At 64.3% G+C, this 23,911-nt stretch carries 17 protein-coding genes and 2 pseudogenes; 10 read left to right on the top strand and 9 right to left on the bottom strand.

Going from position 1 to position 23,911, the window contains the following annotated elements; all coding sequences use genetic code 11:
* Positions 1-152 precede the first annotated feature (152 nt).
* The 3 genes and pseudogenes from C5N93_RS26695 to apbC form a co-directional block, all read right to left on the bottom strand.
* Positions 153-2,438 carry an arginine/lysine/ornithine decarboxylase gene (locus tag C5N93_RS26695; protein ID WP_069342613.1) on the bottom strand — a complete coding sequence of 762 codons (2,286 nt, stop codon included), beginning with the start codon at positions 2,436-2,438 and terminating at the stop codon, positions 153-155.
* Between the two features lie 106 nt (positions 2,439-2,544).
* Positions 2,545-3,114, bottom strand: a complete 570-nt coding sequence (dcd, locus tag C5N93_RS26690) for a dCTP deaminase (protein ID WP_039373928.1) — start codon at positions 3,112-3,114, stop codon at positions 2,545-2,547.
* A gap of 122 nt (positions 3,115-3,236) precedes the next feature.
* Positions 3,237-4,325 (bottom strand): annotated as a pseudogene (gene apbC / locus C5N93_RS26685) (iron-sulfur cluster carrier protein ApbC); the annotation flags it as partial.
* 268 nt (positions 4,326-4,593) lie between these two features.
* Here apbC and C5N93_RS26680 point away from each other — a divergent pair.
* Both C5N93_RS26680 and metG read left to right on the top strand, forming a co-directional pair.
* Positions 4,594-5,256 (top strand): OmpA family protein, encoded by a 663-nt coding sequence (locus C5N93_RS26680; RefSeq protein ID WP_150722300.1) that lies wholly within the window; start codon positions 4,594-4,596, stop codon positions 5,254-5,256.
* Positions 5,257-5,631: 375 nt separating this feature from the next.
* A complete protein-coding gene (metG, locus tag C5N93_RS26675; RefSeq protein WP_150722301.1) occupies positions 5,632-7,737 on the top strand; it encodes a methionine--tRNA ligase in 2,106 nt (701 codons plus the stop codon).
* 69 nt (positions 7,738-7,806) lie between these two features.
* On the opposite strand, the gene C5N93_RS26670 is transcribed toward metG, so the two are convergent.
* The gene (locus C5N93_RS26670; RefSeq protein ID WP_069344309.1) at positions 7,807-8,268 is read right to left on the bottom strand and encodes an Lrp/AsnC family transcriptional regulator; all 462 of its coding nucleotides are present in this window, start codon (positions 8,266-8,268) and stop codon (positions 7,807-7,809) included.
* A gap of 117 nt (positions 8,269-8,385) precedes the next feature.
* Here C5N93_RS26670 and C5N93_RS26665 point away from each other — a divergent pair, with 117 nt between their 5' ends.
* The gene (locus tag C5N93_RS26665; protein ID WP_242561635.1) at positions 8,386-8,640 is read left to right on the top strand and encodes a DUF6356 family protein; all 255 of its coding nucleotides are present in this window, start codon (positions 8,386-8,388) and stop codon (positions 8,638-8,640) included.
* 19 nt (positions 8,641-8,659) lie between these two features.
* On the opposite strand, the gene bamE is transcribed toward C5N93_RS26665, so the two are convergent.
* The 3 genes from bamE to C5N93_RS26650 all read right to left on the bottom strand — a co-directional run bounded on the left by bamE (position 8,660) and on the right by C5N93_RS26650 (position 15,310).
* Positions 8,660-9,196 carry an outer membrane protein assembly factor BamE gene (gene bamE, locus C5N93_RS26660; protein ID WP_083254214.1) on the bottom strand — a complete coding sequence of 179 codons (537 nt, stop codon included), beginning with the start codon at positions 9,194-9,196 and terminating at the stop codon, positions 8,660-8,662.
* A 130-nt stretch (positions 9,197-9,326) separates the two neighbouring features.
* A complete protein-coding gene (locus C5N93_RS26655; protein WP_242561634.1) occupies positions 9,327-13,601 on the bottom strand; it encodes a translocation/assembly module TamB domain-containing protein in 4,275 nt (1,424 codons plus the stop codon).
* Positions 13,601-15,310 (bottom strand): autotransporter assembly complex family protein, encoded by a 1,710-nt coding sequence (locus C5N93_RS26650; RefSeq protein ID WP_242561633.1) that lies wholly within the window; start codon positions 15,308-15,310, stop codon positions 13,601-13,603. Before C5N93_RS26650 ends, C5N93_RS26655 begins: the two co-directional genes overlap by 1 nt.
* A gap of 433 nt (positions 15,311-15,743) precedes the next feature.
* Between C5N93_RS26650 and C5N93_RS26645 the strand changes: the two genes are divergently transcribed.
* The 4 genes and pseudogenes from C5N93_RS26645 to panD all read left to right on the top strand — a co-directional run bounded on the left by C5N93_RS26645 (position 15,744) and on the right by panD (position 18,569).
* Positions 15,744-15,926 (top strand): DUF3460 family protein, encoded by a 183-nt coding sequence (locus tag C5N93_RS26645; RefSeq protein WP_069344307.1) that lies wholly within the window; start codon positions 15,744-15,746, stop codon positions 15,924-15,926.
* Between the two features lie 432 nt (positions 15,927-16,358).
* A pseudogene (locus C5N93_RS26640) lies at positions 16,359-17,162 on the top strand (ScpA family protein); the annotation flags it as partial.
* A gap of 7 nt (positions 17,163-17,169) precedes the next feature.
* The gene (gene panC, locus C5N93_RS26635; RefSeq protein WP_242561632.1) at positions 17,170-18,006 is read left to right on the top strand and encodes a pantoate--beta-alanine ligase; all 837 of its coding nucleotides are present in this window, start codon (positions 17,170-17,172) and stop codon (positions 18,004-18,006) included.
* Between the two features lie 140 nt (positions 18,007-18,146).
* Positions 18,147-18,569, top strand: a complete 423-nt coding sequence (panD, locus tag C5N93_RS26630; RefSeq protein ID WP_069344315.1) for an aspartate 1-decarboxylase — start codon at positions 18,147-18,149, stop codon at positions 18,567-18,569.
* A 174-nt stretch (positions 18,570-18,743) separates the two neighbouring features.
* Here panD and C5N93_RS26625 read toward each other — a convergent pair whose 3' ends face one another.
* Together C5N93_RS26625 and C5N93_RS26620 are read right to left on the bottom strand one after the other, a co-directional pair.
* Positions 18,744-19,367 (bottom strand): ParA family protein, encoded by a 624-nt coding sequence (locus C5N93_RS26625; RefSeq protein WP_242561631.1) that lies wholly within the window; start codon positions 19,365-19,367, stop codon positions 18,744-18,746.
* 113 nt (positions 19,368-19,480) lie between these two features.
* Entirely contained in the window at positions 19,481-20,923 is a 1,443-nt protein-coding gene (locus C5N93_RS26620; protein ID WP_242561879.1) for a cobyric acid synthase, read from the bottom strand.
* Positions 20,924-21,050: 127 nt separating this feature from the next.
* On the opposite strand from C5N93_RS26620, the gene cobU reads away from it, so the two are divergent.
* The 3 genes from cobU (at position 21,051) to cobD (ending at position 23,783) form a co-directional block, all read left to right on the top strand.
* The gene (gene cobU, locus C5N93_RS26615; protein ID WP_242561630.1) at positions 21,051-21,617 is read left to right on the top strand and encodes a bifunctional adenosylcobinamide kinase/adenosylcobinamide-phosphate guanylyltransferase; all 567 of its coding nucleotides are present in this window, start codon (positions 21,051-21,053) and stop codon (positions 21,615-21,617) included.
* An 82-nt stretch (positions 21,618-21,699) separates the two neighbouring features.
* Positions 21,700-22,680, top strand: a complete 981-nt coding sequence (cbiB, locus tag C5N93_RS26610; RefSeq protein ID WP_242561629.1) for an adenosylcobinamide-phosphate synthase CbiB — start codon at positions 21,700-21,702, stop codon at positions 22,678-22,680.
* Positions 22,681-22,685: 5 nt separating this feature from the next.
* On the top strand, positions 22,686-23,783 hold the full coding sequence (gene cobD / locus C5N93_RS26605) for a threonine-phosphate decarboxylase CobD (protein ID WP_242561628.1): 1,098 nt from the start codon (positions 22,686-22,688) through the stop codon (positions 23,781-23,783).
* Positions 23,784-23,911 lie beyond the last annotated feature (128 nt).

Raw genomic sequence — 23,911 nt, 5'->3', positions numbered from 1 at the left:
CGCAAGCTGTCACATTGAAAACGGCGTATGGCGCACAGCACCAACGACACGCCTCGTGCCGGACACGGCGCCCCAAACAAAACGGCCCCGCGCTTTTCGCGTGGGGCCGCATTGCCGTTGTCTGCGCGGTGAGCACTGTCACCGGACGTCGCTTATTGACGCACGCAGTCCACGAAGTACTCGGGACGTCCGTCCACGTCCTCGACCACCAGACCGTGGATATCGGTATGGAAGCCCGGGAAGCGCTCGTTGAAGTCGCGCGCGAAACGCAGGTACTCGATGATGGCCGCGTTGAAACGCTCGCCCGGAATCAGCAGCGGAATACCCGGCGGATACGGCGTGAGCAGCACGCTCGTGACGCGACCTTCCAGTTCGTCGATAGGCACCCGGTCGATCTGGCGGTGAGCCAGCTTCGAGAAGGCGTCCGTCGGCTTCATGGCCGGCTGCATGTCCGAGAGATACATTTCGGTGGTCACGCGCGCAACGTCGTTCGCCTTGTACACGCTGTGGATCTGATCGCACAGATCGCGCAGACCGATACGTTCATAGCGCGGGAACTGCGCCACGAACTCCGGTAGCACGCGCCACAGCGGACGGTTGTGATCGTAGTCGTCCTTGAACTGCTGCAACTCGGTCACCATCGAGTTCCAGCGACCCTTCGTGATACCGATCGTGAACATGATGAAGAACGAATACAGACCGGTCTTCTCGACGATGATGCCGTGCTCGGCCAGATACTTGGTGACGATGGCCGCCGGAATGCCGCTTTCGCCGAACTCGCCGTCCACGTCCAGCCCCGGCGTGATGATCGTCGCCTTGATCGGGTCGAGCATGTTAAAGCCATCGGCCAGATCGCCGAAGCCGTGCCAGCGGTCGTTCGCGCGCAGCACCCAGTCGTCGCGCTGAATCGTGCCCTCGTCGCCCAGATTCTCCGGGCCCCACACCGAGAACCACCACGAATCGCCGTACTCCTGATCCACCTTGCGCATGGCGCGACGGAAGTCGAGCGCCTCGACGATCGATTCTTCGACCAGCGCCGTGCCGCCCGGCGGCTCCATCATGGCCGCCGCCACGTCGCACGACGCGATGATCGCGTACTGCGGCGAGGTCGACGTGTGCATCAGGTACGCCTCGTTGAAGCGGTACGTATCGAACGTGCGCGCATCCGAATCCTGCACCACGATCTGCGACGCCTGCGAAATGCCGGCGAGCAGCTTGTGCGTGGAGTGGGTGGCGTAAATCGTCGCTTCCGACGAACGCGGACGGCCTTCGCCGATGGCGTGCATGTCGCGATAGAACTCGTGGAACGCGGCGTGCGGCAGCCAGGCTTCGTCGAAGTGCAGCGTGTCGATGTTGTTGCCCAGCACGTCTTTGATCATTTCGACGTTGTAGATCACGCCGTCGTACGTGCTTTGCGTGATCGTCAGGATACGCGGCTTGGCGTTCGGGTCACGCTCCAGCACTTCGCGGGCGAACGGGTTCGCTTCGATCTTGGCGCGAATGACTTCCGGCTCGAATTCCGACTTCGGAATCGGGCCGATGATGCCGAGGTGGTTGCGCGTGGGCGTGAGGAACACCGGCACGGCGCCCGTCATGGTGATCGCGTGCAGGATCGACTTGTGGCAGTTACGGTCGACGACCACGATGTCGCCCGGCGCCACGGTGGCGTGCCAGACGATCTTGTTCGACGTCGACGTGCCGTTCGTCACGAAGAAGAGGTGGTCGGCATTGAAGATGCGTGCCGCATTACGCTCCGACGCCCCCACCGGGCCGTTGTGATCAAGCAGTTGGCCGAGTTCTTCCACGGCGTTGCAGACGTCTGCACGCAGCATGTTCTCGCCGAAGAACTGGTGGAACATCTGCCCCACCGGGCTCTTGAGGAACGCCACGCCGCCCGAGTGCCCCGGGCAGTGCCATGAGTAGGAACCGTCGGCCGCGTAGTGCGTGAGCGAGCGGAAGAACGGCGGCGGCAGCGAATCGAGATACGACTTGGCTTCACGGATGATGTGACGCGCCACGAACTCCGGCGTGTCTTCGAACATGTGAATGAAGCCGTGCAGCTCGCGCAGGATGTCGTTCGGGATGTGGCGCGAGGTGCGCGTCTCGCCGTACAGGAAAATCGGAATATCCGGATTGCGACGGCGCACTTCCTGCACGAACGCACGCAGGTTGATGATGGCCAGCGCCAGTTCGCCCTCGCCTTCGCCGCCCGCTTCGCTCGAGAACGTGCCGAACTCGTCGTCGTCGATGGACAGGATGAAGCTCGACGCGCGGCTGGCCTGCTGCGCGAACGAGGTCAGGTCACCGTAGCTGGTGAGACCGTTGACTTCCATGCCCTCGGCCTCGATGGCCTCCGCCAAGGAGCGAATCCCGGATCCGGAAATGTTCTCGGAGCGGAAGTCCTCGTCAATGATGACGATCGGAAAACGGAATTTCATTGGCGTTCCTTCGACAAAAGAACGAGCCACGGTCCGACATGGCCGTGGCTCTGGGGCATTGCGATATTGAGGATGCTCACCGGCGGCGAGTGTCTAGCGTATCAGGCTAGGTTTTCGGCAGCGTGACACCACGCTGTCCCTGATACTTGCCGCCGCGATCCTTATACGAGGTCTCGCAGACTTCGTCGGATTCGAAGAACAGCACCTGAGCCACGCCTTCGTTGGCGTAGATCTTGGCCGGCAGCGGCGTCGTGTTCGAGAACTCCAGGGTCACGTAGCCCTCCCATTCGGGTTCGAACGGCGTCACGTTCACGATGATGCCGCAGCGCGCATACGTCGACTTGCCGAGGCACACGGTCAGCACGCTGCGCGGAATACGGAAGTATTCGACGGTGCGGGCGAGCGCGAACGAGTTCGGCGGAATGATGCAGACATCGCTCTCGACATCGACAAAGGACTTCTCGTCGAAGTTCTTCGGGTCGACGATCGTCGAGTTGATGTTCGTGAAGACCTTGAATTCAGGCGCACAGCGGATGTCGTAGCCGTAGCTCGACGTGCCGTAGCTGACGATCTTTTGCCCGTCCTGGGAATACCGGATCTGGGACGGTTCGAAGGGCTCGATCATGCCGTGCTCTTCGGCCATACGCCGGATCCATTTGTCGGACTTGATGCTCATGTCTGGGCCTGAATTGGGGTGGTACGTAAAAAGTGGGCGTATTTTACGCGATTGTTGCGGTGCGGTGAGGTTTTCACGCGCACCGCCCCGCGCGGGGCCGCCCGGCCCCGGCAGCGCCGTCCTTACGTGTTCTGCACCACGATGGACGGGAACTTGCTGGTCATGTCCTTCTGCTTGGCCGCGATCTTGACTGCGACCTTGCGGGCGATGGCCTTGTACAGCTCGGCCACGCGACCGTCCGGATCCGCCACCACGCTCGGCATGCCGGCGTCGGCATGCACGCGAATGCTCATCTCCAGCGGCAGTTTGCCCAGCAGGTCGACGTCGAAATCGTGGCTCATGCGCTCGCCGCCGCCCACGCCGAAGATCGGCTCTTCGTGACCGCAGTTCGAGCAGATGTGCAGGCTCATGTTCTCGATCAGCCCCAGAATCGGCACGCCGACCTTTTCGAACATCTTGAGACCCTTGCGCGCGTCGAGCAGCGCCAGATCCTGCGGCGTCGTGACGATGACCGCGCCCGTGACGGGCACCTTCTGCGCGAGCGTGAGCTGGATGTCGCCCGTGCCCGGCGGCATGTCGACGATCAGGTAGTCGAGGTTTTTCCAGTTCGTCTGGTTGAGCAGTTGCTCAAGCGCCTGCGTGACCATCGGGCCGCGCCAGACCATGGGATTGTCCGGCTCGATGAGAAAGCCGATGGAGCTGGCTTGCAGGCCGTGGCCGACCATCGGTTCGAGCGTCTTGCCGTCCGTCGACGCCGGCTTGCCGTGAATGCCCAGCAGCGTCGGCAACGACGGGCCGTAGATATCGGCGTCGAGAACGCCGACCGTGGCGCCTTCGGCGGCGAGCGCCAGGGCGAGGTTCACCGCCGTGGTGCTCTTGCCCACGCCGCCCTTGCCGGAGGCCACGGCGACGATGTTCTTGACATTGGGAAGGAGCTTCACCCCGCGTTGAACGGCGTGCGATACGATCTTCTGGTCAATGTGCACGGCAACGCGCTCCACCCCGGGCAGCTTGCCGACGGCGTCGGTAATGCGGGCGCGCATCGCTTCGAACTGGCTTTTGGCGGGATAGCCGAACTCGATATCGATACCGACGTGACCGTGCCCGGCATCGACCTGTTTCACATACTTTCCGGCGATCAGGTCCAGGCCCGTATCCGGGTCGACGATGCCACGCAGCACTTCATTGATTTGGGCGACTTCCATATGGGTCTCTCGCTCTGTTGAGGCGCCCCGGGCGTGCCCGGCATGGCGCTAACAACTTGTAACAACCGTGGCGCACGCTCTCGACTAGCATTCGAGGCGCGCGTGTTATGGGGAACCAGCCGTCGCGGCAATTTGTCCTTGCCTGCGGTTGAAGCTCAGCGCTATTGTAAAAGACGTCGCGCCGACAGGTTTAAAACCCCTGCGGCGCGCGCGTGCTTCGACGAAGTGCTTACGCGTGTTTCATCACAGCTAGCTAATCGATAAGGAGCCTCAAATGAACAAGAACACTCTGCGCGCTTCCGCGCTCGTACTGGTCGCAGCCGCCATGCTCGCCGGGTGCCAGACGCAGCAGGGCACGAACACGGCAGTCGGTACCGGTGTCGGTGCGGCCGTCGGGGCGGGTCTTGGCAACCTCATCGGTGGCAATACCACGGGCACCCTGATCGGTGCTGCGGTCGGCGCGGCCGCCGGCGGCGCCACGGGCTACAACTGGCAATCGATCAAGAACACGCTGGGCGGCCATACGGCCGGCACCGGCACGCAGATCTCCGAGCGTCCGGACGGGCAGCTCCAGGTCAACGTGCCGAGCGACGTGACGTTCGACACCAACCAGTACGCCATCAAGCCGAACTTCGCGGCAGTGCTCACCGACCTGGCCAACTCGATGAACCAGAACCCGGGCATCACCGCACGCGTGATCGGGCATACGGACAGCACGGGCGGCGACCGGATCAACATTCCGCTGTCGCAAAACCGCGCCAACAGCGTCATTCAGTTCCTGACTTCCCGTGGTGTGGCCGCAAACCGCCTGCAAGGCGTTGGCGTCGGGTCGAGCCAGCCGGTCGCCTCCGATGCGACAGCCGAAGGCCGTGCCCAGAACCGTCGCGTCGAAATCCTGCTGCAAGCTCCGCAACAACAGCAAGCGCCGCGCGGCTAATCCCGCCGACCTTCCCGAGTCACCCGTTCAAACGCCTGCCCGCCGCGCCGGGCGGGCGTTTGACGGCTCCTCCGCCACACGCATGCTGCGACGCAGCATCGAAAGTCGGCACGCTGGTTGAACTAATCCCCTGCCCTACCGCTCAGACCCTTCGGAAGTGCCTACCGTGGGCGCTTTCATCTCCTCTTTGTTATTGACGTTACGTGTGCCTAGTTATGCCGGAACCTGGTTCCGGCTTTTTTTTGGCCGCTCGCTTTGTCCCGTGCGCCGCGCGCGGACGAATTCGTCATCCGGCGCGCCCGTTTGGGCGTCAACTCGCCCCGCCTGCTAGAATCGTCCTTTCCTGCATCCCTCAACCCACCACAGTCAATCCACATGTCCCGCCGCATTCTCGTTACATCCGCACTGCCGTACGCCAATGGCCAGATCCACATCGGTCACCTGGTGGAATACATCCAGACCGACATCTGGGTACGGTTCATGCGAATGCAGGGCCATGAGGTGTACTACGTCGGGGCAGACGACACGCACGGCACGCCCGTCATGCTGCGTGCCGAGAAGGAAGGCCTCACGCCGAAGCAACTGATCGATCGCGTCTGGACGGAACACAAGCGCGACTTCGACAGCTTCAACATCTCGTTCGATAACTATTACTCGACGGATTCCGAAGAGAACCGCGTATTGTCCGAAAGCGTCTATCTCGCCCTCAAGGAGCAGGGCCTGATCGAAGCGCGCGACATCGAGCAGGCGTACGACCCGGTCAAGGAAATGTTCCTGCCGGATCGTTTCATCAAGGGCGAATGCCCGAAGTGCGGCGCGAAGGATCAGTACGGCGATTCGTGCGAAGTCTGCGGCTCGACCTACGCGCCGACGGACCTGCTCAATCCGTACTCGGTCGTCTCGGGCGCCACGCCGGTGCGCAAGACGTCCACGCATTACTTCTTCAAGCTCTCGGACAAGCGTTGCGAGCAGTTCCTGCGCAAGTGGGTGTCGGGTCTCGCCCAGCCGGAAGCCGCCAACAAGATGAAGGAATGGCTCGGTGAAGACGGCGAATCGACGCTGGCCGACTGGGACATCTCGCGCGATGCCCCCTACTTCGGCTTCGAAATTCCGGGCGCGCCGGGCAAGTACTTCTATGTGTGGCTCGACGCACCGGTCGGTTACTACGCCAGCTTCAAGAACCTGTGCGACAAGCGCGGCCTGAACTTCGACGAATGGGTGAAGCCCGGCTCGACCACCGAGCAGTACCACTTCATCGGGAAGGACATCATGTACTTCCACACGCTGTTCTGGCCGGCGATGCTCGAATTCTCGGGCCATCGCACGCCGACCAACGTGTTCGCCCACGGCTTCCTTACCGTGGACGGCCAGAAGATGTCGAAGTCGCGCGGCACGTTCATTACGGCCCAGAGCTTCATCGACACCGGGCTGAATCCGGAATGGCTGCGCTATTACATCGGCGCCAAGCTGGGCAACACGATGGAAGACCTCGACCTGAACCTCGATGACTTCATCGCGCGCGTGAACAGCGATCTGGTCGGCAAATACGTCAACATCGCCAGCCGCGCTGCGGGCTTCCTCATCAAGCGTTTCGACGGCCGCGTGTCGGCAGACGCCATGAAGGCCCCGCTGCTCGAACAGGTCCGCGCCGCTGCGCCGCAAATCGCCGCCTATTACGAAGGGCGCGAGTTCGGCAAGGCGCTGCGTCTGGTGATGGAGCAGGCCGACGCCATCAACGGCTACGTCGACACCGTCAAGCCGTGGGATCTGGCGAAGGATCCGGCGCAGGCTGCCGCACTGCACGAAGCATGCTCGGTGTGTCTGGAGGCGTTCCGTCTGCTCACGCTGTATCTCAAGCCGGTGCTGCCGACCACGTCGCAAGCCGTCGAGCAATTCCTGAACATCGCGCCGCAAACGTGGCAGGACGTCGATCGTCCGCTCACCGGCGATGCCGCCATCACGGCTTACAAGCACCTGATGACGCGCGTCGAAGGCAAGCAGGTCGAAGCGCTGCTCGCGGCCAACCGCGACTCGCTGCAAGCGACCGCCCCCACGACCGAAGCGGCTGCCGCGAAGGGTAAGGACAAGTCGGCCAAGGCAGACAAGTCGGCACCGGCGACCGAGAAGGCAGACGACGGCATCATCACCATCGACGACTTCGCCAAGATCGATTTGCGCATTGCGCGCATCGTCGATTGCAAGGCGGTCGACGGTTCCGACAAGCTGCTGCAACTCACGCTGGACGTGGGCGAAGCGCAAACGCGCAACGTCTTCTCCGGCATCAAGTCCGCTTACCCGCAGCCGGAAGTGCTGGTCGGCAAGCTAACGGTGATGGTCGCCAACCTGGCCCCGCGCAAGATGAAGTTCGGGATGTCGGAAGGCATGGTGCTGGCTGCGTCGGCTGCCGACGAGAAGGCGGAACCGGGTATCTACATCCTTGAGCCGCACGATGGCGCAAAGCCCGGCATGCGCGTGAAGTAAGTCTCACGTTCGTCCTGCAAGACACCCCGAGTGCCGGTTCGCCGGCCTCGGGGTGTTTTGTTTTCTGGCTCAGCGCAGGTGATCCACCGGCAACGCCGTGGTGAACTTCACGGTTTCCATCGAGAAGCTTGCGCTGATGTCCTGAAGATCGGCCACGCGAATGAGCTTCTTGTAGAAACGGTCGTACGCCGCGATGTCCGGCAGATAGACCTTGAGCAGATAGTCGATGTCGCCGGCCATGCGGTGGATCTCGACAATTTCGGGCAATTCCCGTGCGCCGGATACGAAGCGGACCATCCAGTCCTCGCTGTGCGTCGCCGCCTTGATGAACACGAACGCCGTGACGCGCAGATCCAGTTGCTGCGGATCGCACAGCGTCACCTGCCCGGTAATCACGCCGTTTTCCCGCAGACGCTGCACCCGGCGCCAGCAGGGGGTTGGCGAAAGATGCACGGCTTCGGCCAGTTCGCCTAGCGAGCGCGAGGCATCGCTTTGCAGATTTTCAAGAATCGCGAGATCGGTTTTGTCCATGGCAGCCACCCGGGAGGAAAATTTTTCCAAATCCTACCCGATTCGGCAGGATATTTGAAAGCCTTTACCTCAGACGCGCCATTAGACTTCAGAAACATTCTTAGAAGCGCGATCGCCATGAAAATCTTCACTCAACATCCGGCATCCGTCGGCGAAAACTATCTCCAGCACATGGGGTCGGCACTCTCGTTTGCGCTGCCGTTGCTGGGGGCCTTCTTCGCGTGCCTCGTCCACGCCATCTTGCCGTTCGCATTCGAGAAAACCGGGAGCAGGATCATCGTGCGGCTGCACGAGCGCATGGTGACGAACCGGCATCGGCACGCGACGCAGCAGGCATCCACCGAACCGACCGGTCAGGTAACCCCGCAATAAACGGATCGGTGGGCGGCGATCACGGTCGCTCGGACGCCGGATCCGGCGAGCGCGACGTCACCGTGACCCGGCCGTCCGCCCCGAAGTGGGCGTTGAACATGCCGGGCGAATTCACGCCGTCTTCGAGCCAGCGCCAGCTCCACACCGTCTCCTTCTTCAAACGATACTCGGCAACCGTCGTGGGTTTGCCAAGCAGACGCCGCACGTCGTCCTGTGACATTCCCGGCTGTACCTGCCCGAAGTTCTCGGCCGAGAGCGCTTGCGTCACGCGCGTGAGCTTGCCATTCGCATCGATGTCGACCATGTACGTCTTGAGCCCGCCCGGTGCACGCGGATATTCCAGGCGACGCGAACCGTCGTTGTTCTCCCAGACGATCTCCGGCTTGCCCATCTGATCGCGCACCTGCGCTTCGGTCGTCTCCCCCGGTTTGAGGTCGCGCAGCAGCATGTCGTCCGGCTTGACGGCGTTGAATGTGTCGCGCGCCTTTTCACGCACTTTGTCGATCTGCTGCTGGTCGCAACCGAACAGTCCCAACAGACTCGCGAGCAATCCCATAGCGACTCCCCAACGAAGGCCCCGGCGCATACCCGGTGCGCCATGATCGAAATCGATCGACGTTTTCATCGTGACTTCTCCTCTTCACGTTAGTCGGGCGCGACTGTCGTGCACGCCCGACGCGACGCCATTAATCGAAGCGACGGTTGAACAGCACATCGAACCCCGACAGCGATCCGGTGCGCAAGGCGAGTTGCCAGCGACGCGACACCTGCCACGTGATTTTCACGATACTCGCTGCACTGGTCAGACTTTGCTCGTATCCCAACGAGAAGTTGTCGGAGATCGCCTTGCCGACCTTGACGACCTGTTCGTCGTCGGAGAGCCCCGAATCGCTGGTGCCGATGCTGAACTCGTCGATCCCCAGATCCTTGATGATGCGCCGGCCGCCCGTCGCCCCTAACAGCGCGGTGGCCGCACCTGCCATCGCCTGACGCTGACCCAGCCCTGCGCCGTCGGGGCCGTGGCCGAACATCAGCCACGAGAGCTTCTCTTCATCCGACACGTTCGGCTCGGAGACGAGCGTGACGCGTGGCTGACGCACCGTGCCCGTCACCAGCACACCGGCGGCGACTTCCTGATTGCGACGCATCGCCTGAATGTAGAGATCGGGGTTGTCCAGCGGACCGACGAAGTTGATCTGGCCGCGATCAATGGAAAGCTTGCGATCGAACGCCTCGTAGGTGCCCTCGGCAACGGTGATCGTGCCGGTCGCGCGCATCGGCGTGAGGGGATCGCTTTGCACGCGCATGCTGCCGCGCAACAGCAGATCCGCGCCCGCACCAACGAAGCGGAAGTCGCGTCCCAGATTGACCTCCACGTTGATGTGCGGCGAGAAGCGGCTCGTCGGTTGCGCGCCGATTCGTGCCGCTTCCTCCTTCGGATCGAGTGGCTTGGCCCGCGCCTGGGCGCCGCCACGCACGACCACGACATCGTCGCCCAGTCTGGGCGCGCTGGTCGGCGGTAAGGCGAACCGGGCGCGATCGACGGTGAACTTGCCGTTCAGCGCCATGGCGTCGCCACTGCCGGTGGCCTTGGCCTCGCCCGTGAGCGACAACTGCCGGTCCGGGGCCGCAAACAATTGCAGTTTGTCGGCCGCGAGCGTGATGCCGAGCGTTGGCTCGGGCGTGTCGAGACGGATGTTGCCGGTCGCACGCGCCGTGCCGCCACCGCCGCCGGTCATGACGACGTCGCGCAACACGATCTCGGTCGGCGTCAGGGCAATGCGCACGCGGCCGTCCTTCACGCTCACGCCCGTGTCGAACATCTGAACAGAGAGATCGTCTGCCGTCAGTTCCCCTGTGGGACGCGGCTTCGCCACGGTGCCCGCCAGCGTCATCTGTAGATTCGCACGGCCCCGGAACGAGAACTGGGCGCCCGCGAGGTCTTCGAACCGCGAGAGGTTCGGAATCGCGACGGCCATGCGACCGGTAAGCGGAGCGTCGTCGGGCACCGTCGGGATACCGTCCTGCACACGCAGACCGGTCTGGACGTCGGCATCGAGCGTGCCGACCAGCGACGAAACCGCCTTCACCGTGGTGCGTGCGGTCTGTCCCGACAGATCGATGCGTGCATGCATCTCCGAGATACCGAGCGGCACGCGCGCGCCCACCCCGCCCTTCCCGCCATTTTCGGCGCTCAGGCCGGGAATGCCCGTGATCGTCACCCTGACGCTCTCGTTCACCCCGCCGCGCCGCAACGTGACGTCGCCACTGCGGCGTACGACGTCGACGAAACCATCGGCACGCTGTCCGGCGCTCACATTCCATTTGCCGTCGAGCACCATGTCGCTCGCCACCGACAACGGCTCGCCCGTGAACGACTGCACCACGCGCAGCACCTGCGCGATATCGAGCGTGTCGATCGTGCCTGCCGTCTTCAACTGGCCATCGCCATAATCGAAGTTCGTGAGCGACAACGTACCCGCCGCTGCGACCAGCCGGGCAGCGCCCAGATGCACGCGCGCCGCGCTCGCCTCGACCTGCCACGGCGACGCCAGACTGAGCTTCGGCACGCCCCGGTTTTCCAGCGCCTGAATCGTGCCCTTCCAGCCCGGCTTGCCGCGCGTGTCCGTGATGGCGCCTGCGGCGTCGAGATTCATGTCGAGCGGCGCTTCGCGCAACTTGCCGCTCGTCTTGAGATGCAACGTATGCGCGCCACGCGTGCCGGCCAATGCCACCGAGAGTTTGTCGAGCCGCGCAACATCGCTGACGAAACCCTGAGCGTCGAGCGTCACGTTCAGACGGTCGCTCGCCGCGCCGGGCAAGCCACCGCTCACGTCCACCTTACCGGCCAGATGTTCAAGCTTCTGCGCGCCGAACACGAGCTTGTCTGCCGCGAGTGTCGCCACCACGACCGGACGCTCCATCGTCCCCGACACCTGACCGTCCAGTTGCAGACGGCCGGCGAGACCGAAGCCGAGTTTGTCCAGCGACGGGGCATCGACGTTGACCGCCATCCGGTCGCCCGGCGCGCCGAAGTTGCCGCGCAGCAGCACCTTGTTGCCCGCGACGAGCAGGTTCGCATCGCTGGGCAGCAATCGCGTGCCCGCCAGCCTCACCGTGCCAGCACCGCTCATCGGCAAATCAGCGTAGACGCTGTCCTGCAAGGCGAATTTCAACGCCAGTCCGAATGCCGGACGCAACGCGCCCTGCGCATCGAACTGCCCGGTCACGCTGGCCGTGGGTGGCTTCGTGCCACGTTTTTGCGGACCCTGCTTTTGCGAACCATAAAGGTCATACCAGGCGGCGGGATCGAAGCGCGTGAGCCTGATCTGCGCCTGATACGCGCCGGTGTCGCCGTTCTCCAGCACGCCGGTCGCGGCGACGCGGCTGTTGCCTGCCTCCAGCGACAGTGCGTGAATCGTCGTGCCCTTGGCGTCGAGACCGACGTCGGCGAGCACGCGCCGGGCCGCATCGCGCCAGTCGAGCACGATGCGCTGCCCCTTCGCGTCGAGTTTGACGTCGAGCGGGCCGCCGAGCTTCGTGGCCGGCAGCTTGCCGTACAACGCGCGCAGATCGAGGTCGCGCAGGGTCAGCGCGAAGCCGCCGACAGTGGCTTCGGTATCCGCTGCGGTGGCCGTTGGCGTGGTCGGTGCGCTCGGTGAGCTCGCCCCGCTCGCAGGCACCGCCACGGGTGCGCTGGCCTTCGCCACATCCGCCAGTGGCGCGACCTTCTCACGACGCAGTTCGCCGCTGCCGGTCAGCACCGCGCGCCCTGCCAGTTTCAGTTCGATACCGGTCAACGCCTGACGCGTCGCGTCGAGCAGCACCTGCGTGCGCAGGCTCTCGACCGGCAGCCCGCCCGCATCGATCGCCCCCGGTTTCGCGTTGGTCACCGACACCGGCCCCAGTACGCGGAATGTCTTCGCGCCGGGCTCCGGGCGCAGATCGGCCTGGACGGCGAGATCGGCTTGCGGCGCCCCCGCTGCGAAATCGCGCGGATTGAGGTGATCGAGCGCAATCTGCGCCCGAGACAGAGGCACCGCACCGAACGGTGACGCCGCAATATGCGCCGTCCCGTTGAGCTTCTCACCGCTGGCCGTCAGATCGACGATGAGCGCATCCAGCGATCCGGACAGATCCGCTTTCAGTGAGACGGGAATATCGCCCGCCTTCGCCTGCAAGCCGACGTTGCCCCCCAGTGCAAACGGACGTTGGCCGTTCAACTGGAGATTCGCCTGCGCCTCGCCGTAAGGCGTACCGAGATGCGCCAGTTGCACCGTATGCTGCGTGCCATCGCTGCGTGCCGTCACCTGAATGTCTTCGAGCACCAGCGCCGGCGCGTGCATGGTGAGCTTCGCGACGCGCACATCGTTGAGTGTCAGGCCAAGCGGCAGACGCAGGCTGGCGGGCATCGTCGTTGGCGTATTCGACGGTGGCGACGGCGCGAAGGCCAGATCCACTTCGCCCGCGTGCAACTTGTCCACCGTGAAATGCAGCGGACGCCAGGAAAGGTCCCAACGGCTTTCGAGCCTGCTGACGGTAATGCGCGTCGCACCGTCGACGTATTTCACGTCGTTCACCGTGAAGCCGTGCAGCACACTGCCGCTGCGCCACTCACCCGAGAGCTTGCCGCCGAGCGTGGAGACGGCCGTCTGCCAGAGCCAGCGGCTGCCGCGCTCGCTGGACATCGCCCAGACCAGCGCGCCAATGGCCAGCACGACGATGAGCAGGAGCGCCAGCACCACGCCGACCAGCGTGCGGCCCCACCGGCGAGGGCGTGGCGGCGGAGGCGTCGTGTTGTCCGACGGTGGCGGATTGCCGCCGCTACCCCCACGACTGGTCGAACTCACAGCACCGGTGTGCGACGGTGACGTCGACGTCAAGGTCGGTTCTCGCGCATCACTGGGGGTGCCAGCACTCATGGCGGTCGTATCGGTCGTATCGAGAGATGCCGTCGTCATCAGAACGCCACCCCCAGCGAGATCGACGGACGGAAGCGGCGATCATGCACGCCGTAGCCGAGGTCGAGGTTGACGGGGCCCACCGGACTGCGCCAGCGCACGCCCAGACCCACGCCGTGGTACAGCGGCGTGGGATGCCGATAGTCGTCGGTGGCCGTGCCCACGTCCCAGAACGCGGCACCGCCCCAGTCGCGCGTGAACCAGCGCTGATATTCGAGGCTGGCGGTGGTGAGGTATTTCGTCGGGAATGTCGTGCCGTTTTGCTGACGCCCGATGCTCTGATACGTATAGCCGCGAATCGACGAGGTGCCCCCCGCGAAGAACAGCAGCGACGACGGAATCCGGTTGCTGTTGCCGTTGGTCAGCACCGCCCCGAGCTCCAGACGCGCCAGAATGAGATCGCGCTCGCCGACCGGGAAATACTGACGAATACGACCGTACAGACGCACGAAGCTCTGATCGGTGAGCACCGGCTTGGCCGCGAAACCAACCTGCGTGTTGATGATGTTGCCCTTGCGCGGGAAGATGAGATCGTCCACGTCGCGACGGTTCCACGAGAAGGCGGGCACGAGTGCCTTGTTCTGAAAGCGCTCACCGCCATCGGGCCGCTCGTCCGTGCGGTAGAAGTCCAGCGTATAGGCCCAGTCATAGCGCTCGCGTGAACGGGCGCGTTTGATGCCGATCTGCGCGGAGCGCTGGTCGAGACCGTTCAGATACGTGCGGTCGAACGAGCCGCGCAGGCTATTGGTATACCCGCTCGTATCCGGTGGCATGCCGATTTCGGCGTAACCGCCCTGACGATACTGTTCGAGGCGCGCCTGCGTATCAAACGTCCACGCCTTGCCGAACAGGTTGTAGTACGAGTAGCGTCCGTTGACGCTGGCGCCCGTATCCGTCGTGTAACCCACGCCGCTCTGCACGCGCTGTTCGGGGAATTCACGCACCTTCACTTCGATCGGGGCGTTATCCGCCTTCGCCGGATCTTCCGTCACGGAAATGATGACGTTCGAGAAATAGGGCGTGGCCTGAATCTGACGTTGCAGCTCTTGCAGGCGGTCGGCGTCGAACGGCTCGCCCTCGGACAGCGGATTGACGTTGCGGATGATCTGCTCGGGATAGCGCCGCGTGCCCGAGATGATGAGCGGACCCAACGTGAACGGCGGACCGCTCTCATAGGTCGCAGCGAGCGAGGCGGCGTTGGCGTCGGCGTCGATCACGGCGCGCGAGAACGTCATCTTTGCCGCGTGATAGCGCTTCTGCCCCAGTTGAAACAGCGTGTCGTTCTTGGCCTTGTCCCAATCCGACTGGCGAAACGGCGCATCCACCGGCAACTCCCAGGCGTTGCGCAATTGCGCCACCCGCTCAGGGTTCTGTTCTACGACCGGCCCCGTGAATTTCAGGTCGACGTCCTTGATATGCGTGCGCGTGCCGGCGTCCACCTTGATATCGACGTCGCGCTTGCCGTTGATGGTCGCGACATCCACATAGGTGACGGGCGAAAAGTAGCCCTGTGTGGACGTGAGTTCCTGGACCTGCTCGCCGACCGTCGCGATGATGTGCTCGAATTGCGCGTCACCGATGTCGTCGCGCTCGGCAAAGCGCACGACATCGAGGTTGTCTTTCAGGAGTTTGGCGATGTCGCCGGGCGCGTCGACGCGAACCCGGTAGTCCGCCTGGGCGAAACCGGGCAGCCACAGGCCACAGGCCAATGCGCTCAGGACGAACAGCCGGATCGGCGCACGACATGATGGGTGCCATGACGGGCGCCACCGCGGACACCATGAGGGGCGGCGCAAAAGGCGCACACCGAAGCGACGGCCAGCGTCGTGTCCGGATTTGATCTGCGAGACGGTCAAAACCTTCCTTGAAATGATCGCCGCCGGTGGTCCGGCGTGCCGTAGTTCGTGCTCAAGCACGCGATGCCCGTCAGCATGGCACAACTGGACACCGCGTATTGCGTATGTGAATCGTATTTGAACATATCCGTTCGACGGGTTCACCCGTGTGGCCCCAAATCGGGCAAATCGCCCAAAACGCCAAAAACCGGCAAAACGTCGAATGGGGACGGGTTTGCGGTAGAATCTGCGTCGATTGGCGCTGTCTGGATGGCGCCGCTTTTGCCTATTTTTCAAGCAATCGACCATGTACGAGTCCGACATCACCCAATTCATCAAGCAACTCAAGTCCGAGAAGCCGACGCTGGAAGCGGAGCAACGCAAGGGCCGTTCCCTGCTGTGGGACAAGCAACCGATCGATCTGGACGAGCGTAGCCGCGCCCAGCAATCGCGTGTGGCCCAGCAGCCGTACGTCTACCAAAGCGAGTAAGCGCGTCATTCGCGTCGCCCACCGAGTTCTGCATTGAACCCGAGTTCTCCCGACGATCCGTCGGTCTCCCCCGCCTCGCCCGACCCGATCCCCGAGATCGCGCCGGTGCCTGAGCACGTCATTGCGGGGATGACTGAAGTCGCAGCAAGCGCAGGGCACGCGGCGGACGATGGCCGGAACGACGAAATTCGTGACGATTCGGCCGAAGTACCGGAAGCGAAGGAAGCGAAGGAAGCGCCGGAAGTGACGGCGAACGCCGCGGACACGCCCGGCGCTCCCGACGGCGCAACGCCATCGGCGCCACCGGAGCCTTCGTCCGGCGACGCCGAAGCGGCGGCCGAGTCTACGGGATCGGCCGCTTCGGGGGCATCGTCACGCCCCGCCGGTGCGGGCGGCAATGCCACGGAACTCCCGGCGCCGAACGAAGGGCAGGATTCGACACCCGACACCGTCGATGGCGTCGCGCGAGCCCGACTGTATGGCGAGCCGCTGTTTGCGCTGCCGAACGACCTCTACATTCCGCCGGATGCCCTCGAAATCTTCCTCGAAGCTTTCGAAGGTCCGCTCGACTTGTTGTTGTATCTGATTCGCAAGCAGAACTTCAACGTGCTCGACATTCCGATGGCGCAAGTCACGAAGCAGTATCTGCTGTACGTCGAACAGATCCGCCGGACCAATCTGGAACTCGCGTCCGAGTATCTGCTCATGGCCGCGATGCTCATCGAGATCAAGTCGCGCATGCTGCTGCCGGTCAAGAAGGCCGACACCGGCGAGGAAGCCGAAGATCCGCGCGCCGAACTGGTGCGCCGTCTGCTCGAGTACGAGCAGATGAAGCTCGCCGCGCAGAAGCTCGACACGCTGCCGGTACTGGGCCGTGACTTCCTGCGCTCGCAGGTCTACATCGAGCAAAGCCTTCAGCCGCGCTTTCCCGACGTCGACGCCGAAGATCTGCGCGCCGCGTGGGCCGAAGTGCTGCGTCGGGCCAAGCTCGTACAACACCACAAGATCTCCCGCGAAGAACTGTCCGTGCGCGAGCACATGAGCCAGATTCTGCGACGCCTGCAAGGCGCGCGATTCATGGAGTTCACCGAGCTCTTCGACGTCACGCGTGGCGTGCCGGTCGTCGTGGTCAACTTCATCGCCATGCTCGAACTCACGCGCGAGTCGCTGCTGGAAATCACGCAGGCCGAACCGTTTGCGCCGATTTACGTTCGCCTGACTTACACCCCAAACTGAGCGCCCCATGAAAGTCATCCCCTCGATTCACGAACTGCGCGACCAGTTGCGCGGCCAGAATCGCGTCGCCTTCGTGCCCACGATGGGCAATCTGCACGAAGGTCACCTGTCGCTGATGCGCCTCGCGCGTCAGCACGGCGACCCGGTCGTCGCCAGCATTTTCGTGAATCGTCTGCAATTCGGGCCGAACGAGGACTTCGACAAGTACCCGCGCACGATGCTCGATGACATCGAAAAGCTCACTGGCGAAAACGTCTACGTGCTGTTCGCGCCGGACGAGAAGGAGATGTATCCGGAGCCGCAGGAATACCGCGTCGAGCCGCCGCACGATCTGGGCGACATTCTCGAAGGCGAGTTCCGCCCGGGCTTCTTCAAAGGCGTGTGTACGGTCGTCACCAAGTTGTTCTCCTGCGTGCAGCCGCGTGTGGCCGTGTTCGGCAAGAAGGATTACCAGCAACTGATGATCGTGCGCAGCATGTGCCGTCAGTTCGCGCTGCCCATCGAGATCATCGCGGCCGAGACGGTGCGCGCCGAAGACGGTCTCGCACTGTCCTCGCGCAATCGTTATCTGTCGGATGCCGAGCGCGCCGAAGCCCCGCAGTTGTACCGTCTGCTGGGCGAGATCCGCGACGCCGTGAACAGCGGCAACACCGATTACGCAGCCCTCGAAGCCGCCGCCATGAAGACGCTCACGGAGCGCGGCTGGAAGCCGGACTACGTGTCGATTCGCCAACGGGCGAATCTGCGCGTGCCCGCCACCGGTGCAGCGCCGGCCGAGAGTCTGGTGGTGCTCGCCGCCGCCAAACTCGGGGCCACGCGTCTGATCGACAATCTCGAAATCTGAGCGCCGGGTGCGCCGCACGCGGTCGATTCACCGGTGCGGCACGCCTGAAGCGCCACGCTGCGCGCGTGTCGGCCGTCTGCCGATTGCGCACGCATTCTTTCTTCGCGCTGCGCGCGACACCGCAACACAAGAGGCACGCCATGTACCGCACCATGCTCAAGTCGAAGATCCACCGCGCCACCGTAACGCATTGCGAATTGCATTACGAAGGCTCGTGCGCGATCGACGAAAACCTGCTCGAAGCCTCGGGCCTTGTCGAAAATGAGCAGATCGACATCTTCAACGTCAACAACGGCGAGCGTTTCACGACCTACGCCATTCGCGGAGAGCGTGGCAGCGGCATGATCTCGCTCAACGGCGCCGCCGCGCGTCGCGCGCAACTGGGTGACGTGGTCATCATCGTGTCGTATGCACAGGTCGAGGAAGCGGCCGTGCTGGCCGGCTTCAAGCCCAAGCTGGTGTTCGTCGACGAGAAGAACGTGCAGAAGGGCGAGCGCGACCACGTGCCGCTTCAGGCATGGGAAGAAACGCGCGCCTTCGAAGCGGCAAGCGCAGCGAAGTAATACAGCCGTAGTCCGCCGTCTCGGGGCGGCGCGCTACGCGAATGCGCGCGTCGCTGACTAGCGGCGCAATGCAAAAGGGACCCCTTCGGGTCCCTTTGCCATTGGATCGACGCGATTTGTTCGTCTTCGTGTGCCTTCATGCGTGATGTCGACGTCGTCCGTACGTCCACCGCCTCACTTCGCTATGAACGCCGTGATCCCATCCCACTGCGGCAGATCGCGCTCGACGCGTCCCGGCGCCACATCCCACAGCGTGAGGCCGTGCGCTGCGAGTTGCACGTAGTTCTGCGTGTTGCGCAGCATGCCGAGCACGGGCAGCCCCGCTTCCTCGCAGTAGCGCGAGAGCTGGTCCGCGGCGCGAGTACGCGCGTCCACGCGCATTCCGACGACACCGATGCGCACGTCGCCCTGACGCACCGCCTTTTCCTCGCCGAGCTTCTGGAGGAAATCGCGCGTCGCGAGAATATCGAAGATCGACGGCTGCAACGGCACCAGAATGTGGTCGGCAAGCTTCAGAATCGAGTCCAGACGCTTGCCATGCAGACCCGCCGGGGTATCGAGCACGGCGTGCGTCGTGCCTCTGGGCGGCCGGGCGACCTCGTTGTGATCGACGTCCCAGGTCGCGATCGGACGCAGCGCCGGCGGACGCAATCCCAGCCAGGCGCGCGATGACTGCTGACGGTCCGTATCGCCCAGCATGACGGCATGGCCCTGAGCCGCCAGATAGCCCGCCAGATTCGTCGCCAGCGTGCTCTTACCCACGCCGCCCTTTGGATTCGCCACCACAATCACCGGCATTGCAGACTCCCCGAGGTCGATTTTCCGCACATCTTACAACGGCTGGATGACGGTCCGGATGCCCACGGGTCCGTGGGGATGATCCGGCGGACACCGGCCAATGCTCATCGAAGTCAGCGCAGGCACGCCCACACACGCGGCAAGTCCAGATGCTCAGCGAACGAATCGGCCAACCGATCGAGCGAGGCTTCGCGCAGCGCGTTGTAATCCTGCCGTTCGAGATCACGCGCCCCCGCCCATGTCAGCAAGGCATGCAACGCTTCAGGCGTATCGAACAGGCCGTGCAGATAGGTCCCCATGACCTGATCGTCCGCCGAGCGCGCCCCGTCGGCGACGTCGCCATCCAGCCAGACGGCCGGACGCGCAAGCGCCGCCCCGCGTGTCACGCCCATGTGAATCTCATAGCCCTTCACCGGCGCGTCACCGGCGGTCAGGCGTCCTGACACGACACGCAACTGCTTGTGCGTCTGCATCGTGGTTTCGACCTCCAGCCACCCGAGCCCGGCCGTCGTGCCGGCGTCGCCCTCCAGGCCCATCGGATCGTGAATCGCCGCGCCCAGCATCTGAAGACCGCCACAGATCCCCAGCACCTTGCCGCCATAGCGCAGATGCCGTGCAATGGCCGGCTCCCAACCCTGCGCCCGCAGCCACGCCAGATCAGCCCGTACGTGCTTGCTGCCGGGCAGGATCACCAGATCGCTCGCCGGCCATGCTTCGCCCGGCCCCACGTACCGGAAATCGACCTGCGGATGGGCCCGCAGCGCGTCGAAGTCCGTGTGATTGCTGATACGGGGCAGGACCGGCACGGCCACGCGCAGGCGCGTCTCGGCGCCCGCCGTCGCGTGACGCTCGCGCGGCAGCATATCCTCGCCGTCGAGATGCAGGCCGTGCAGATACGGCAGCACGCCCAGCACCGGAATGCCGGTCTTCTCCTCCAGCCATTCCAGACCGCTCGTGAGTAACGACGGATCGCCGCGAAACCGGTTGATGATGAAGCCCTTGATGCGCGCGCGTTCGCTATCCGACAGACACGCGAGCGTGCCGATCATCTGCGCGAAGACCCCGCCACGGTCGATGTCTGCGACGAGCAGCACCGGGGCGTCGACCGCCTCGGCAAAGCCCATGTTGGCAATGTCGCGCGAGCGCAGGTTCACTTCGGCGGGGCTGCCCGCGCCTTCGACGATGACTGCGTCATACCCCGTGCGCAGACGCTCGTAAGCCGCCAGCACCGCCGCCATCGCACGCGGCTTGTACTCGTGATACGCCCGCGCATCGAGGTCGGCCATGACCTTGCCCCCGATGATGACCTGCGCGCCACGGTCGCTGCTCGGCTTGAGCAGCACGGGATTGAAGTCGGTATGTGGCGCGATGCCCGCGGCCTGCGCCTGGAGCGCCTGCGCGCGGCCGATCTCGCCGCCGTCGGCCGTCACGGCGCTGTTGAGCGCCATGTTCTGCGGCTTGAAGGGGGCCACGCGCACGGCTTCGCGATGCAGCAGACGGCACAGACCGGCGACGACCGTGCTCTTGCCCGCGTCGGACGTCGTCCCCTGAATCATCAGGGTGCCGCGATAGCGGGGATGATCCGCATGATCGGCGTGATCCACGCTGGCGGACGCTTCGAAATTGACAGGGATTTCACTCATGACGCGGATTATCGCACCGGGCGCTCGTACAATATCGCCCATGACCGATCTCGTTCCGACCTCCCCTGACCTGACCTTCGTATTGGGCGGCGCGCGCTCCGGAAAGAGTGCCTTCGCCGAGAGGCTCGCCTCACAGAGCGGCCTTCCCGTCACCTATCTCGCCACCGCCGCCGTGAGCGACGAGCCCGAAATGCGTGCCCGCATCGCGCATCACCGGGCGAGCCGCCCCGCGCATTGGGAGACGGTGGAAGTCGACCGCGATCTCGCCGGGGCGCTACGCGATACTGCGCGCGAGGGGCATTGCGTACTCGTGGATTGCCTGCCGTTGTGGCTTGCCGGATGGCTATGCCCGCCGGACGATCATCCCGACGGCGCGGCCGACGATGCGCAGTGGCAGGGCGTGGTCGATACGCTGGCGGCGACACTCGTGTCGCTGCCGGGCAAGATCGTCGTCGTCAGCAATGAAATCGGATTGGGCGTGATTCCGATGGGCTCGGTCACGCGCCGCTACGTCGACGAACTCGGACGCCTCAACCAGCGTGTGGCCACGCTGGCACCACAAGTGCGTTTCGTGGTCGCGGGCCTGCCGATGGCGGTGAAGGGCTGAGTCGGCAAGCATCGCAGCAGGATTCGCCCGTCGGGGCAGAACACAAGCACAGCACACAAAGATAGATAAAGGATAAGCGCCGATGCTCACCGGACTCGCTCCCGAATCGCTCTGGCTCGCCGCATTGATCGGTGTGCTGCTCGACGCCTGGCTTGGCGAGCCACGCCGCTGGCATCCGCTCGTCGGCTTCGGATATGTCGCCAACGGTGTCGAGGCATGGCTCAACGATCCGGCCGTGCGCGACAAGCCGTTCAGTGCCATGACGCGCGGCGCGTGGGCCTGGTCGATCATGCTGGTAATTCCGGTGCTGATCGCCTGGGCGCTGACGTTCCTGCCCGGCTGGGGCGGCATTCTCTGGCAGGCGCTCGCGTTGTACGCCGCACTCGGCGCGCGCAGCCTGCGCGAGCATGTCATGCCCATCGCACGCGCCCTGCGCGACGGTGACGTCTCTCGAGCGCGTGCACTGACGGCACGCATCGTCTCGCGCGATACAGAGGACGCGAGTGCGTCCGACCTCGCTCGCGCCACCGTGGAGTCGACGCTGGAGAACGGCAACGACGCCATCTTCGGTGCACTCTTCTGGTTCGCCATCGCTGGCGCACCGGGCGTGGTCCTCTTCCGTCTGGCCAATACGCTCGACGCGATGTGGGGCTATCGCACCGACAAGTTTCTGTATTTCGGCCGCCCTGCCGCGCGAATCGACGATGTCCTCAACTGGATTCCGGCACGGCTGACGGCAGCGAGTTATGCGATGTTCGGCGACGTCGCCCGTGCGATCGACTGCTGGCGCACGCAGGCCGGCGCCTGGTCCAGCCCCAACGCCGGCCCAGTGATGGCCGCAGGCGCAGGCAGCCTCAACGTCCAGTTGGGCGGGCCGGCGCGGTACCACGGCGAGTGGGAATCGCGTCCCCCGCTGGGCTGCGGCATGGAGCCGTCTGCGCAACACATCAAGGCCGCCTGGCGGCTCATCTCCCGTTCCATGTGGATGTGGCTGATCGTCAGCGGTGCGCTCGCGCTGTTCGCTGCCTCACAGGCCGACGCCATGCCCACCACGCTGCTTTGACCCTCATGTCTGCTTCATCGGCTTCGGCTGCCTCGTCCGCTTCATCCACTTCCGTCGATTCGTCAGCGTCGTCCACGTCCTGCGCGCCGCGCCACGGCGGCAATCTCGGTGAGGCGATCCGTCAGTACGGCCGTGCGCGCGAGGACTGGCTCGACCTGTCGACCGGCATCAACCCCATCGGCTATCCCGTACCGATGCCGCCCGCGAGCGCGTGGCGCGACCTGCCCGATGCGTTCGACGAGTTACGCGATGTCGCCGCGCAATACTACGGCGTGCCCGTCGACACCGTTGTGCCATGCGCCGGCTCGCAGGCCGTCATTCGCGCATTGCCCGAGCTGCTTCGCCCGGGACGTGTGGCCGTCGCCACGCTCACCTACAGCGAGTACGCCCCCGCCTTCGCACGCGCCGGGCATACGCTCGTGCCGTGGCTCGGCCCGGAGGCCGGCCTGCCCGACGTCGACTACCTCGTGTGGGTGAATCCGGACAATCCGACGACACGGCACGTCGATCGCGAAACGCTCGCGCAATGGCGCGCGGCGCTGGCAGCGCGCGGCGGCATGTTGATCGTGGACGAAGCGTTTGCGGATGTCTCGCCTCACGCATCGATGACACCACACGTGGGCGCAGATGGCCTCGTCGTGCTGCGCTCCGTCGGCAAGTTCTTCGGACTCGCAGGTATTCGCGCCGGGTTTGCCTTGTGCCCGGCGTCGCTCTGCGCGTCACTCACGACGCGTCTCGGTGCATGGACCGTCAGCGGACCGGCACGATTCGCCGTGCGCACGGCGTTACGCGACACGGCGTGGCAAAACGCCGCACGCGAACGTTTGTTGCAAGACGGTGAACGACTGTTGTCGCTGCTGCACGCGCAGGGCTGGCCTTCCGTCGGCACTCCGCTGTTTGCGTGGACACCTCACCTTTCGGCACCGCAATGGCATGAACGGCTCGCGCAGGAAGGTGTCTGGACGCGGTTGTTCGAGCCCCGTCTCATCAGCCGAACCGACGGAGCAACGCAGCCGCTCCCGAGCCTGCGGCTGGGCTTGCCGTCGACCGAGGAGGCGTGGCGGCGCTTGGAATCGGCACTGCGCGTGGCAAGCGTTGCCTGACGATAAGCCAACAAGCGGCCAACAGCCAGCCAACACCCGCAGCGACTTTCGTTCACCGCCACCGATTTGTCCCGGATTCCGTCCCAAATGCGCTTTACGGGAACTGCCGGGGGCCGGTGCCATCCAAT

Origin of the sequence: Pandoraea sp. LA3 (assembly GCF_022696215.1) — a bacterium.
Classification (GTDB): domain Bacteria; phylum Pseudomonadota; class Gammaproteobacteria; order Burkholderiales; family Burkholderiaceae; genus Pandoraea; species Pandoraea capi.
The sequence above is the reverse complement of the archived record's forward strand: the minus strand, read 5'-3'. Positions and strand labels throughout refer to the sequence as shown.